The organism is Lentzea sp. NBC_00516, assembly GCF_036346835.1.
GTDB classification, from domain to species: Bacteria; Actinomycetota; Actinomycetes; order Mycobacteriales; family Pseudonocardiaceae; genus Lentzea; species Lentzea sokolovensis.
Genome location: NZ_CP107840.1, coordinates 8,919,544 through 8,932,901, shown reverse-complemented (window position 1 = coordinate 8,932,901; position 13,358 = coordinate 8,919,544). Strand labels below are relative to the sequence as shown.

General features: G+C 68.6%; 13 protein-coding genes. 9 read left to right on the top strand and 4 right to left on the bottom strand.

The window, feature by feature from the left end:
- Window positions 1-2 precede the first annotated feature (2 nt).
- The 7 genes from OG205_RS41485 to OG205_RS41455 all read left to right on the top strand — a co-directional run bounded on the left by OG205_RS41485 (window position 3) and on the right by OG205_RS41455 (window position 5,129).
- A complete protein-coding gene (locus OG205_RS41485; protein WP_330273251.1) occupies window positions 3-854 on the top strand; it encodes a MerR family transcriptional regulator in 852 nt (283 codons plus the stop codon).
- Window positions 838-1,629, top strand: coding sequence for a hypothetical protein (locus OG205_RS41480; protein ID WP_330273250.1), 792 nt, complete (start codon window positions 838-840; stop codon window positions 1,627-1,629). Before OG205_RS41485 ends, OG205_RS41480 begins: the two co-directional genes overlap by 17 nt.
- Window positions 1,630-1,723: 94 nt before the next feature.
- Window positions 1,724-2,137, top strand: a complete 414-nt coding sequence (locus tag OG205_RS41475; RefSeq protein ID WP_330273249.1) for a hypothetical protein — start codon at window positions 1,724-1,726, stop codon at window positions 2,135-2,137.
- Complete coding sequence (locus tag OG205_RS41470; RefSeq protein ID WP_330273248.1) at window positions 2,134-3,288, top strand: YcaO-like family protein; 1,155 nt, start codon at window positions 2,134-2,136, stop codon at window positions 3,286-3,288. Before OG205_RS41475 ends, OG205_RS41470 begins: the two co-directional genes overlap by 4 nt.
- A 5-nt stretch (window positions 3,289-3,293) precedes the next feature.
- Window positions 3,294-3,947 carry a nitroreductase family protein gene (locus OG205_RS41465; RefSeq protein ID WP_330273247.1) on the top strand — a complete coding sequence of 218 codons (654 nt, stop codon included), beginning with the start codon at window positions 3,294-3,296 and terminating at the stop codon, window positions 3,945-3,947.
- 83 nt (window positions 3,948-4,030) lie between these two features.
- Complete coding sequence (locus tag OG205_RS41460; protein ID WP_330273246.1) at window positions 4,031-4,501, top strand: phospholipase; 471 nt, start codon at window positions 4,031-4,033, stop codon at window positions 4,499-4,501.
- Window positions 4,502-4,616: 115 nt separating this feature from the next.
- Complete coding sequence (locus tag OG205_RS41455) at window positions 4,617-5,129, top strand: hypothetical protein (RefSeq protein WP_330273245.1); 513 nt, start codon at window positions 4,617-4,619, stop codon at window positions 5,127-5,129.
- Here the strand turns inward: OG205_RS41455 and OG205_RS41450 are convergent.
- Window positions 5,126-7,510, bottom strand: a complete 2,385-nt coding sequence (locus tag OG205_RS41450; RefSeq protein WP_330273244.1) for an FtsK/SpoIIIE family DNA translocase — start codon at window positions 7,508-7,510, stop codon at window positions 5,126-5,128. The two genes, OG205_RS41455 and OG205_RS41450, sit on opposite strands and share 4 nt — an antisense overlap.
- 148 nt (window positions 7,511-7,658) lie before the next feature.
- Here OG205_RS41450 and OG205_RS41445 point away from each other — a divergent pair, with 148 nt between their 5' ends.
- Complete coding sequence (locus OG205_RS41445; RefSeq protein ID WP_330278346.1) at window positions 7,659-8,402, top strand: lysophospholipid acyltransferase family protein; 744 nt, start codon at window positions 7,659-7,661, stop codon at window positions 8,400-8,402.
- Here OG205_RS41445 and OG205_RS41440 read toward each other — a convergent pair.
- Both OG205_RS41440 and OG205_RS41435 read right to left on the bottom strand, forming a co-directional pair.
- A complete protein-coding gene (locus tag OG205_RS41440) occupies window positions 8,299-8,979 on the bottom strand; it encodes a hypothetical protein (protein WP_330273243.1) in 681 nt (226 codons plus the stop codon). The two genes, OG205_RS41445 and OG205_RS41440, sit on opposite strands and share 104 nt — an antisense overlap.
- Before the next feature lie 48 nt (window positions 8,980-9,027).
- On the bottom strand, window positions 9,028-11,799 hold the full coding sequence (locus OG205_RS41435) for an AfsR/SARP family transcriptional regulator (protein ID WP_330273242.1): 2,772 nt from the start codon (window positions 11,797-11,799) through the stop codon (window positions 9,028-9,030).
- A 137-nt stretch (window positions 11,800-11,936) separates the two neighbouring features.
- On the opposite strand from OG205_RS41435, the gene OG205_RS41430 reads away from it, so the two are divergent.
- Window positions 11,937-12,551 (top strand): class I SAM-dependent methyltransferase, encoded by a 615-nt coding sequence (locus OG205_RS41430; protein WP_330273241.1) that lies wholly within the window; start codon window positions 11,937-11,939, stop codon window positions 12,549-12,551.
- On the opposite strand, the gene atpB is transcribed toward OG205_RS41430, so the two are convergent.
- Complete coding sequence (atpB, locus tag OG205_RS41425; protein ID WP_330273240.1) at window positions 12,548-13,351, bottom strand: F0F1 ATP synthase subunit A; 804 nt, start codon at window positions 13,349-13,351, stop codon at window positions 12,548-12,550. The genes OG205_RS41430 and atpB overlap by 4 nt on opposite strands.
- Window positions 13,352-13,358 lie beyond the last annotated feature (7 nt).

Genomic DNA, 13,358 nt, shown 5'->3' with positions numbered 1-13,358 from the left:
GTGTGCCCGAATCGCTGACCGTCGACGAGCTCGCTGCCCGGATCGGCCTGCCCAGCAGCACCATTCGCATGTACCAGACGAAGGGTGTGCTGCACGCGCCGAGACGGCAGGGACGCGTGGCGTACTACGACGCCTCGCACGTCGAGCGGTTGACGTTGGTGCAGCGGTTGCAGCAGCGGGGGTTCTCGCTGCCGGCGATCGCCGAGCTGATCACGGCACGTGAGAAGGGCGAGTCGGTCGCCGCGGTCCTCGGCTTCAGCGAGGCCGAGGGGCCCGACGACTGGGTTCGGATCAAGGTGCGCGACATCAAGCACCTGATTCCGACAGGAGATGTCCAACCGCGACTCCTCCTCCGGGCTATGCGGTTGGGCTTGGTGCGGTGGAAGTACGGCTGGCCGCACACGCGTCGCTGGGCACTCGAAGCGGGCGGCAGGCTTGCCGGCCTCAGGGTGCCCAGCGATGACGTCATGGACAGCTTCACGCGCCTGCGCACGGCGACCGACGCGGTGGCGGCGGACTTCGTTCGGTTGTTCGAGCGGCAGTTCTGGCCTGAGCTGGCACGGAAGGCCGGTGACGAGAACCAGCTCGAGAACGTTCGGGCGTTGCTGGTCGAGCTGACGTACACGGCGGAGACCGCGGTGGTGGGGACGCTGCGGGAGTCGATCCGGGACGCGGCGGAGGAGTTCGCGTCGCGGCACGGCTTGTTGCCCAGCGACGACTACCAGCCGGCGTGGGCCGAGCAGCCGTTGCCGCCGATCGCCGAGAACCTCATGGATCCGGCGGGGGACCTGCCGAGCGAGCAGGAGATCGAGAACTTCCTGCGAAGGGGGGACGAGGATGAGCCTGGTCGCTGATCCCGCCTGGCACGCGCAGGTTCGGGACGAAGGCCTCGTCGTCTACGCGGGAGCCGATCTCGCGTATTTGATTCCAGACCTGCCCAGGGCGGTGGGCGTGGCGCTGGCAGGACTGTTCGAGCCAGTTTTGAGGGGAGTGGCTCGAACGGTCGACGAAAGCCGGTTGGGGGAACCGGTTCGCCGGCACGTGGCCCAGCTGAGGACCCTGGGCGCTCTCCGCCCGGCCGGGTTGCCGAACGACGACGCGAAGCCGGTGGGGGTCGGCACGCGCGTCGTCGGGGAGGCACCCGCCGGGCTGGTAGAGCGGTTGCCGCACAACGAGAATCCGGACCTTCTGCTCGTCGTGCGGACGACCGGCACGCTGGTCGACCTGATCGAGGTGGCGCGCGAAACGACGGTTCCGCACCTGTTGCTGGACCTCGCGTACCACCACACCGCCGCTGTCGGGCCCTTCGTGGTGCCCGGCGCCGGCGCGTGCCTGGCGTGCCTCGCGGTGCGGACGGGACGGCGGTGGGGGGATCCACCGCCTCCCCCGCATCCTGGGGCTCTCCGGCACGAGTTCCCGATATCCCTTGCCATGCAGGCGATTCAGAACATCCGCGGTGGCTCACTGGCCCTGCTGGACGCGGTCGTGACCGTCGACCTCGACGAGTTCACGACGACGCGCGAGAGCGTGCTGCCCGCCGCCGACTGCGAGATCTGCCCGAAGGTCCAGTTCGGGCGCGTGTCACTTCCTTGGGGGAACCTTGAACGCGACGGCAGTCCGGTTACCTGACCAGTTCTCACCGGGTGCGGCCGCCGCCAACGCCGCGACGCCCACCTGCTGCTGTTGTTGCTGCTGTTGCGCGGTTTCCTCGGTCGGCGCGGCCGTGCAGATCCCTGCCGCGCTGTACGAGGAGACGAAAGAGCTCCCGAGGCCTCGCAGCCTGCTCGTGCTTCCCGCCGCGATCTTCCCGTTGCTGGTTGTCGTGCTGCCGTTCGCCGCGATGGGTGCGGACTTCGACATTCCCTGGGGCTGGTGGCTCGGCGGCGGCTTCGTGGCGGCGCTCGCGTGGGCCACCGCCGCCGGGTTCATCGCCAAGTCGCCGAATCCGGTGGGAAGTGTGGTCCGGCTGCTCGGCTGGGTCGCGCTGTGGTGCCTGGAGCCGTTCGTCGTGCTGTTCACGCTGGGGCCGATCGCCAGTGTCGACGAGGGGGCCGCGGCGGTCGCAGGCGTGCTCTACCTCGGCGGAGCGCTGGGGCTCGGTTGCTGGATCTTCCAGCGCTACCGGAGGAAGCGATGAAGACCGTCGCCGAAGCACTGATCGAACGCGCGGTCGGCTGGCGGCAGGGCGTCGTGTCGCAGCTGCATCCCGTGCCGCACAGTCTGTCCGATGTGGACGTCGAAGGCTGGGCCGCGGTGCCGGAGCCGTTCGCCACCGGCGGCACCTCCGGTGGCACGTCGAAGGTCGCGGCGGTGGCCGAGGCGCTGGAACGACATGCGGCCGCGCGGGCGCCGCTGGAGATCGCCACGGACGGCGAGTGCTGGCCGTTGGAAAGCTTCAGCCTGCACACGGTCGAGCAGCGCGTGGCCCCGAACTACCGCTACCGCAAGGGATACGTCGACACGCCGTACACGCGGGCATGGACGTTGCCCGGCAACGAACCGATCCGCGTGCCCGCCGGTCTCGTCGGCCTGGACGCCTCGTACGGGCTGCCCGCGACGTCGTCGGGGCTCGCGGCCGGCCCATCGACGACCAGCGCCTTGCTGCGGGCGGTTCAGGAACTGGTCGAGCGCGACGCGTTCACCACGACCTGGCTGCATTCCCTTGCACCGCAACGGTTCGCCGCCGACCTGCCGCACGGCGCCATGGCGTTCGACCTCACGCCCGCCTACAGCCCGCATCCGGTGGTCGCCGTCGCGGGTTCGCTGCCGATCGCGGGCAAACCGCGCCCGACGCTGGGTCTCGCCTGCCGCGCGACCGTGGCGGAAGCGGTGCGCAAGGCCTACGAGGAGTGGATCCAGGGCACGGTGTTCATCGAGGTCTGGCTTGCGCGCAACGGCGACCGGCCCGTCGAGGAGGCCACCGACTTCGACAAGCACGCCGTCTACTACACCACGCACCCGTCGAAGTGGGACGCGCTGCCGTGGTTCGGCGGCTTCGAGACGGACCCGCCGCGCGACGCCGAAGCCCGAGGCACCAGCGAGGAACTGACCGAACTCGTGCACGCGCTCGACCACGCGGACGTCCGCCTCGCCTACCGCGAGCTCACGACACCGGAGCTGTCGGCCGTCGGACTGCACTGCGTCCGCGTCCTGTCCCCCGACCTCGCGCCACTGCACTCGGACCACCGCTGGCCGCACCTCGGCGGCCGCGCCCGCGAGCTCGACTGGCGCTACCCGCACGCCTCACCGGGCGTGTTCCCCAATCCCGCACCGCATCCGCTGGGGTGATGCCGATGTTCGACGACTTCTGGGCCGCGAGCCGGTTCTCCCCGCTGCACCAGCGCAGGCTCGGTGACCGGCTGCGCGACTACCGGCCGCAGCCGGCGTTGATCGACCCGCTCGAACTGCCTTCGCCGCCGGTTCCGCTGCCCCGTCCGCACGACCGGTTGCAGAAGCTGTTCCAGGCACGCAGAAGCACGCGGGAGTTCGCTCCGAAACCGTTGACGGACAAGCAACTCGGCACCGTCCTGGGCGCGCTGTCGGACAACAGCTGCCCGTCCGCGGGCGGGCTGCATCCGTTGCGCTGCTACGCGTTCTTCGACGGCCGCGCGGTCCGTTACGACATCGCCCGGCACGCGCTGCAGGACATCGGCCCGGCCCCGGAGAACCTGGCGGAGATCCTCGGAACGCCTTCGACGCCACCGCTGACGATCGTCCTGGTGTTAACGGACAAAGACTCGTTCGAGAAGTACGGCGAACGCGCGGGGCGCTTCGGCTTGATCGAAGCAGGTGCCGCGGCGCAGACCATCTGCCTCCGTTTGGCGGAACAGAAACTGGGCGGCTATCTGCTCGGCGGAGTAGCGGACAACGAAATGCTGCACGCGTTGGGCCTCCCCCGCGAACTTCGCGTGGCCACGGCGATCGCCTGCGGGCACATGATCACCTGACGTTCATCAGATCGTGTCTACCAAGGACAGTCGATCACCCGCTACAACTGGCGAGACCCTGCTCACACTCCGAGGAGCTCGCCATGTCGACGAAGACCCTGCGCTCGGCATTCGTGGGTGCCGCCGCCTCCATCGCCCTGATCTTCACGAGTGCCCCCGCGCACGCCGTGGACATCGTCGCGGTGACCGACGACTACCTCTACACGAAGACCATCAGCCAGTTCACAACATTGCGCGCGCAGCAGCCCTACGCGGGCCAGCTCGACTGGTCGTCCGACGGCTGTTCGTACTCGCCGGACAACCCCTTCGGCTTCAAGTTCCTGCCGACCTGCGAGCGCCACGACTTCGGCTACCGCAACCACAAGCGGCAGGGCCGGTGGAACGAGACGAACCGCCTGCGCATCGACAACAACTTCAAGTCCGACATGTACAAGCAGTGCGGGTCCAACTGGGCGTGCAAGCGCACCGCCGACCTGTACTACGCCGCTGTGCGCGAGTTCGGTGGCAGCGCGAGCTCCACTGCCACGAGCATCCAGAAGGCCGGCCTGAAGTAGGACCTCGTCGCGAACGACCGCCTTGATTTCGCCGGACGCGACAAGGCGGTCCTTCCGGCCAGTGGTTGCCGAACAGGTTGACAGCACACGCGATCATTCGTTCATGCCAGGAGTCATGAGCGCATTGGTCACCGCCAGCGCAGCCATCTTCGGCGTGCTCGTCGGGGCAGGCCTCCAGTTCTTCCAGGCCAGACGCATTCACCTGTGGCAGCAGCAGACCGCTGACCGCACCGAACTGCGCTCGGCCGGTGCCGGCTACCTGACGGCGACGTTGCAGCTGGCCCAGTTTCTGACGCGTGCGGGACAACAGCGGAGTTCGTCAGGCGCGAAGCCGGACGTCGACGAGATCCACGACCTCGTGCGAGTGGCGACTGAGGCCAGAACCCAGTTGGACCTGGTGGGCGGCGAAGCCGTGTTCGCGACGACCAAGCGTTATCACTGGGAGCTGGTCGACATCGCGGCTGCCGTGGAGAAGGGACAACCGACGACCGACAGCAACGTCGGCATCATGACCGCTGATCTCAGGCGTGCCCTGATGAACCAGATCAGAAAGGATCTGGGACGGCCACCGGTGCTCCAGCGTTGGCCGCATCGAGGCGGGGAGACGTCCAGCACCGGTGAGCGCTAGTCCTCGTCGTCGGCGGGGCCGCCTCCGCGCATCAGGTAGACCACGGACTCGAGCTCGTCCGGCTTGATCAGCACCTCACGTGCCTTCGAGCCCTCGGACGGCCCGACCACGCCGCGGGTCTCCAGCAGGTCCATGAGGCGCCCCGCCTTCGCGAACCCGACGCGCAGCTTGCGTTGCAGCATCGACGTCGAGCCGAACTGCGACGTCACGATCAGCTCGGTCGCCTGCACGAGCAGTTCCAGGTCGTCGCCGATGTCGGCGTCGACCTCCTTCTTCTCCGCCGCCTTCTGCGCCGTGACGCCGTCGGTGTACTCCGGCTGCGCCTGGTTCTTGGTGAACTCGACGATCGCCGAGATCTCCTCGTCGCCCACGAACGCGCCCTGGATGCGCACCGGCTTCGACGCGCCCATCGGCAGGTACAGGGCGTCGCCCATGCCGATCAGCTTCTCGGCGCCCGGCTGGTCCAGGATGACCCGCGAGTCCGTCAACGAGGACGTCGCGAAGGCCAGGCGTGACGGCACGTTCGTCTTGATCAGGCCGGTGACGACGTCGACGGACGGACGCTGCGTCGCCAGCACGAGGTGGATGCCGGCCGCACGGGCCTTCTGCGTGATGCGGACGATCGCGTCCTCGACATCGCGCGGGGCGGTCATCATCAGGTCGGCCAGCTCGTCGACGATCGCCATGATGTACGGGTACGGCCGGTAGACGCGCTCGGAGCCGGGCGGCGCGGTGATCTCGCCGGACTTCACCTTGCGGTTGAAGTCGTCGACGTGACGCACGCGGTTGACCTGCATGTCCTGGTAGCGCTGTTCCATCTCCTCGACGAGCCACGCCAGTGCGGCCGCAGCCTTCTTCGGCTGCGTGATGATCGGCGTGATCAGGTGCGGGATGCCCTCGTACGGCGTCAGCTCGACCATCTTCGGGTCGATGAGGATCATGCGGACCTCGTCGGGCGTCGCGCGGGCGAGCAGCGAGACCAGCATCGAGTTCACGAACGACGACTTACCGGAACCGGTGGAGCCCGCGACCAGGAGGTGCGGCATCTTCGTCAGGTTCGCGGTGACCATGTGGCCCTCGATGTCCTTGCCGAGGCCGATCACCATCGGGTGCGTGTCCTTGACCGTGGACGACGCGCGCAGCACATCGCCCAGCCGCACCATCTCGCGGTCGCTGTTCGGGACCTCGATGCCCACGGCCGACTTGCCGGGGATCGGCGCCAGCAGGCGGACGTTGTCCGTCGCCACGGCGTACGCGATGTTCTTGGTCAGCGCGGTGATCTTCTCGACCTTCACGCCGGGGCCGAGCTCGACCTCGTAGCGCGTGACCGTCGGGCCGCGGGTGAAGCCGGTGACCTGGGCGTCGATCGAGAACTGGTCCAGCACTCCGGAGATCGCCTCGATCATGAGGTCGTTCGCCTTGCTGCGGGTCTTCGGCGCGTCGCCGTCCTTGAGCACGTCCGGCGGGGGCAGCTGGTACTCGCCCTCGACGGCGCGCACGGCCATCGCCGGTGCCGCTGCCTTCTTCTCCTTCGGAGCGGGCTTCGGGGCCGGCTCCGAAGAATGCTCTTCCAGCGGAAGTTCGGACTGCGTCTCTTCCTCGACGGGTTCGACGGCCTGACGACGGCGGGACGGACGGCGCAGGCGCACCGGCTTTGGTTCCTCGACAGGCTCTTCCTCGTCCGAGGGCTCGTCCGACGACTTGGTGCCGGGGTGCAGCAGCGAGCGAATGCGTTCGGGCGCCTGGCGAATCGGCGTGTGCGTCACGACCAGCAGGCCGTAACCGAAGATCAGGAACAGCAACGGCCCGGCGACCCACGGCGTCAAACCCTGCGCCAGGAACCCACCGGCCAGATAACCGAGGGCTCCACCGGCGCTGCGGCGTTCGATCGGGTCCATCGGCAGGCCGCCGATGAGGTGGAACATTCCGAGCACGCCGATCATCATCAGCAACGAGCCGATGATCAGCCGCGGCCGCGCGTCGGGCAACGGGTCGGTGCGCATCAGCGTGACGCCGATGCCGAGCAGCACGACCGGCACGATCACCGCCGGGAACCCGACGGAGCTGCGCACGGCGACGTCGACCCACTGCCCGACCGGTCCGCCCGCCTGCCACCACACGCCGGCGCCGGTGATGACCGCCAGTGCGATCAGCAGCAGCCCCAGGCCGTCACGGCGATGTTCGGGATCGAGGTCCTTGGTACGGCTGACGGTGCGCACGATGCTGCCGACACCACGGCCCAAAGCACCCCACACGGCACTGATGGCGCCGCCGCTCTTGCGTGGCGCGGGCTTTCTGGACGCGGTGGATCGCGCCCGCGGCTTGGCTGGTGCTTTGCCGCGTGACGTGGTCTTTCTCGAAGTCCCTGAGCGCCCGGCCATGTGTATAAGGTAGTCCCTCGCGTCTCACCAGCCACGTTCGCAACTGGGACGCGTGCGAAACCTCATGGTTCCCCGGAACCGGCACGGTGTCGTTCCGACACGCCGTACGCTGCCCCGCGTGTCCACACCGCTTTTCTGGCGCGTGCTCATGGTGGTCGACCGGGGCCTGATCGCGCTGACTGGCAAGCTCGAGGTCTCGGGCGACATCCCGCCGGACCTTCTCGGCAAGCCGTTGCTGCTCGCCTCCAACCACATCGGCAACCTCGACCCGATGGTGCTCATCGCGGCCTGCCGCAAGATCGGCGTCAACCCGCGGTTCATGCTCGCGGGCGGTCTGCTCGACGCACCGATCATGGGCCCGGCGCTGAAGGCGTGCGGTCACCTGCGCGTCGACCGGCGGTCGGCGAACGTGGGTGAGGCGATGCACCGGGCCGTGGAGGCGTTGCGGAAGGGCGGCGACCCGATCGCCGTCTACCCCGAGGGCAAGATCAGCCTCGACCCCGGTCTGTGGCCGGAGCGCGGCAAGACCGGCGTGGCCCGCATGGCGTTGGGCGGCGGCATCCCGGTGATCCCCATCAGCCAGTGGGGCGCGCACGAGGCCGTGTACTGGGGCAACCTGCACGTCTCCGGCTGGAGGGACGCTTTGCCCTACCTGACGTCCTGGCTGCGCGCGGTGCGCAAGCGGCCGACGTTCAAGGTCCACTTCGGCAAGCCCGTCGAGCTCACGGACCTGAACGCCGAGACGATGGGCGACGCCCGGCGCGCGCACGAGCGGATCATGACCTCGATCACCGAGGGCTTGGTGCCGTTGCGTCTCGACGAGCCGGACGTGCCGAAGTTCCACGACCCGACCCGCCCGACGACCGGCGTCTCGCCCTGGCGGCCCGCCTGATCGAGTAGCCGATCACCGTGATCAGCATGAGCAGCGGCATCGGGTTGCCCCTCCACAGGCTGATCGCGAAGTCGATCACCGGGATGACCAGTGCCGCGACGAACGTGAACGTGCTCGCCGTGGGCAGCTTGACCTTCGAGTCCGCCCACGGCGTGCGCCCCCACGGTTTCGCGACGCTGAGCCACGCCTGGAACGCGATCGCGCTGATCATGAGCGCGGTGCCGACCGGCATCCACGCGGTGACGTGCCCGTTCAGGGCCTCCTGCAGGTTGCCGCTCAGGATGAAGATGCCTATGTAGAGCTGGCTGACCGTGATCACGAACTTCGCGAGCACCCACCAGTGCCGGAAGTAGCCCCACGGCGTCGTGGCGCTGAGCATGAAACCGCTGAACGCGCTGGTGTTGGCCATGATCGCGAGCACCTCGTGGTCGAGGTAGCGCGCCATCCGGAACGCGCTGAGATCGCCCGTCCTCATGCCGTGGAGCACCAGGGCCAGCAGCGCCACGGCCTGACTGAGCCAGCCCACGGACGTGACGACGTGCAGCCACACCAACAGGGTCCGAGCGCGCTTCTGCATGACGTGTAGCTTGCCTACACATCAGCGCGCGCACATCAGGGATCGCCCCTAGGAGAGCTCGTGCAGCCGTGCCCGCACTTCGGGAGTGAGCGGATGGTCGTAGTCCTCGTAGATCGTCAGCGCTTCCAGCAGGTGCGTCCGCGCCACGTCCGGCTGACCGGCACTCGTCTCCCCCAGGCCGTGCAACGCCTCCGCGAGACTCTTGCGGTCGCCGAGCACGCGCAGGAACGCGACGGCGTGGCGGAACGAGTCGCGCGCCTCGACGCGCTGCCCCAGCTTCGCCTGCGCCCAGCCGATGCTGACGAGTGCCATGGCCTTGCCGTGGGGGGCGTCGTGCGAGTCCATCAGCTCGAACGCCGTGCGCGCCGACTCCAGCGAGGCCTCGAACTGGCCCGCTGAACGCAGGTTGTCGCTCAGGAACAACCTCGTGCCGCCCTCGCCGAACCACGAACCGACCTCGGCGTGCCCGCGCAGCGCCTCGCCGAACCGATCGACGGCGAGATCGAACTGGCGCAGGCCGCCGTACGCCATGCCCAGGCCGGTCAGACTCCACGCGGCACCGGCGGAATCGCCGATCTCGCGCCGGATCGCGAGCGCGCGATCGAAGAGTTCCAACGCGTCCGCGAAACGCTGCCCGCGGAACGCCGAGAGCGCCTGGCCGTGCACCGCCCACGCGCGCGCGGCCTGGTTGCCGTCACGCGCGGCGGTGCGTTCGGCGACGCGGTACGTGCGAGTCCACTCGTCCAGCGCACTCGACACGATGAAGTAGTTCCACAACGCCACCGGGATCTGCCACGCCGCCGGCGAGTGCTCCTCCTCCGCGAGCCTCGTCGCTGCCAACAGGTTCGCGGATTCCCTGCGGCACCAGGTGAAGGCCTCGTCGTGCGAAGTGAAGTCCTGAGTGGACAGTGGTGGCAGCAGGAACGCGGGGTGGTCGGGCGGCGCGATGACGGTGCCCGCGGCGTTCGCGGTGTCGAAGTACCAGCCCAGCAGGCGTTTCACGGCCTCGTCGCGGCCGTCCGACGACTCCTCGGTGGCGCTGAGTTCCGTGGCGTACAGGCGAAGCAGGTCGTGCAGCCGGAACCGGCCGCGCGCGACCTCCTCCAGCATGTGCCCGCCCGCCAGCACGTCCAGCAACGTCCGCGCCCGCGACACCGGCGCACCCACGAGCGCTGCCGCGGCGTTCAGGCTGATCTCGGCGCCGGGATGCAGGCCGATCAGCCGGAACATCCTGGCGGCGTCCGGTTTCAGCGCCAGGTACGACCACGAGAAAGCGGCACGCACGGCCGTGTCCTCGTCGTCGCCCGTGGCCAGCACGTTCAACCGGTCGTGCTCGTCGGCGAGATCGCTCGCGAGATCGGCCAGCGTGAGGTGCGGGCGCGTGACGACGCGTTCGGCCGCGATCCGCACCGCGAGCGGCAGATGCCCGCACAGTTCGACGAGCTTGGCCGCGGCGGCGGGTTCGGCGGCGACGCGGTCCGCGCCCACCGCGGACGTCAGCAGCGCCAGCCCTTCGTCGCGGGTCAGGATCGACAACGTCAGCGAATGCGCGCCATCACGGGCGACCAGGCCGCCGAGGTGGTTGCGGGACGTCACGAGCACCATCGACGTCGACCGGCCCGGCAGCAGCGGACGGACCTGCTCGGCCAGCCGCGCGTTGTCGAGCAGCACCAGAACCCGTTTGCCCGCAAGGACACTGCGGTACAGCGCGGACTTCGCGGGCAGGTCCTCCGGAATGCGTTCGGACGGCACGCCGAGACTCTGCAGCAGCTGGTGCAACGCGGCGGCGGGCTGCACGGGCGGCGACGACGAGTCGAACCCGCGCAGGTCGACGTGCAGCTGACCGTCCGGGAACCGCGACGCCACCTGATGCGCGAACCGCACGGCCAGCGCGGTCTTGCCGATGCCGCCGGTACCGGTGATCGCGACGAGCACCGGCGCGTGGTCGTGCGGAACGACCTCGGCGAGCTTCGCGAGCTCCTTCTCCCGGCCGGTGAAGTCGCGGATCTCGTGCGGCAGCTGGACCGGCACCAGCACGGGCGCGGCGGGTTCGGGCTGCGGGTCGTGACGGCCGATGAGCACCTGTTCGTGCAGGTGGCGGAGTTCTGGGCCGGGCTCGATGCCCAGTTCCTCGATCAGCAGCCGACGCAGGTCCGTGTAGACGGCGAGCGCCTCCGCCTGCCGGCCGCCGCGGAACAGCGCGGACATCAGCAGGCCGTGCAGCCTCTCGCGCAACGGATGCGCGCTGACCAGCGTCGTGAGCTCCGCCGCCACCTCGGCCTCACGCCCGACCGTCAGCATCAGCGCCGCACGCTGCTCCACGGCCGTGAGTCGCATCTCGGCCAGGCGCGCGCGTTCCACCGCCGCGAACGGTCCCGGTACACCGTCCAGAGCGAGGCCACGCCACAGATCCAGCGCGGTGTCGAACGCCGTGATGGCCTCGGCGGGCCTGTCGCGCAGACGTCCGGCCTCGTCCAGATGCGCGCGGAAAACAGCGGCGTCCGAACTACCGGACGGAAGCCTCAGCAGGTATCCAGCGTCCGTGGAGAGCAGGACGGAACTCGGCGCCCGCGACGCCCTGTCCGGCTCGAAGAGCCTGCGGAGTCCCGCGACGTAGGTGTGAATGCCGTTGTCGGCGCTGGCGGGTGGATCTTCGCCCCACACGGCGTCGATCAGCTCACTGCGCGACACGACGTGATTCGCGCGCAACGCGAGCACGGCGAGCACAGCTCTCTGCCGCGGCGGACCGAGCGTGAGCTCCTTGCCGTCCACCGTGGCCGCGAGCGCGCCCAGCAAGCTGACGCGCAACTCGTTCTGCACCCTGTTTCTCACTTCGTCGCTGTCCGCGTTCAGCTAGCAACCTACCGTCAGTTTTCGTCCAGAAGCCATCCAGAAGGCGTGCAGAGAGGTTCTCCACACTTCACTCAGGTGGATTGGGCCGAAATGAGGGGCGGGGAATGAACGCGGCCGAGGTATTCGACACGCTCGGGCTGGAATACCAACGCGCTTGGTCGCACCAGCCCGCACTGCACGGCACTCTCGCGTGGTTCGCCGCGACCCAGCCCTCCGGCTCGCGCGTCCTGGACATCGGCTGCGGCACGGGCGTTCCCGTGGCGCGGACGCTGGCCAAGGCGGGCATGAGGGTCACCGGTCTCGACGTCTCCCCGGTGATGGTCGACATCGCGACCACCCAGGTCCCCGACGCCACGTTCCACAAGATCGACATCCGCGACTTCGAGTCACCTCCCGGTTCGTGGGACGTCATCTGCGCCGTCTTCTCGCTGTTGCAGATGACCCAGGCCGAGATCATCCAGACCCTCGGCCGGATCTCGACCTGGCTGCGGCCCGGCGGCCACTTCTTCCTCGCCACCGTCGCCGTCGACGTCGAACAGGTCACGCTGCCCTGGATGGGCCAGGAGATCGAGGTGTCGTCGTTCTCCGAGGAGAACTTCGAGGCACGACTGGGCGAGGTCGGCCTGCGGGTCGTGCGGCGGAGCCGGCCGGTCTTCACCCCGTCCTACCCCGGCGCCATGCCCGAGGAGTCGCTGCACCTGGTGTGCCAGCGCCCCTAGTGCTGCTCCGCCAGCGCCCGGCCGATGAAGTGCGCCGACAACAGGGCGAAGATGTAGGCCTGCAGGACCTGCACCAGCGCCTCCAGGAAGAACAGCGCGATGGCGAGCGCGAAGCCCAGCAGCGACACCGGCTTGAGGTAGATCGGCGCGTTGAACAGCAGGAACTCGCTGCCGATCGTGAACACCAGGATCAGCAGGTGGCCAGCGAACATCGCCGCGAACACCCGGATCGCGAGGTTCACCGGGTCGAAGAAGAACTTGAGGATGACCTCGGTCGGGATCAGCAGACCCCACAGCACGGGCTTCGGCACGCCCGGAATGACGAACTGGTTGCGCAGATAGCCCCTGAGCCCGAACTTCCTGATGCCCACGTAGTGGTAGAGCGGGAAGATGATCAGCAGCGCGACGGCCGCCGGGAACCCGCTGTGCGTGAACGTCGGGAACTGAATGAACGGAATCAACCCGTAGAGGTTGTTCACGAGCACGAAGCAGAAGATGCTGACGATCAGCGGCACGTACGGCGCGAATTCTTTCGCGCCTATCTGCTCACGCGCGATGGTGTTGCGGCCGAAGTCGTAGACCGACTCGGCGGCGAACTGCCAGCGCGACGGGATCAGCTTCATGCTCCTGGTGGTGACCAGGAAGAACGTCAGGATGATCACCACCGACAGGACCAGCAGCGCCTGCGGTTTGGTGACGGAGAAGTCGAACGGCAGGCCCAGCGGCTCGTGCCAGGTGAAAATAGGTGGAAGCAGAATGTCTTCTTTGCCCGGAGGGCTGAAGACGTCATTACCGGCCATAGGGCGA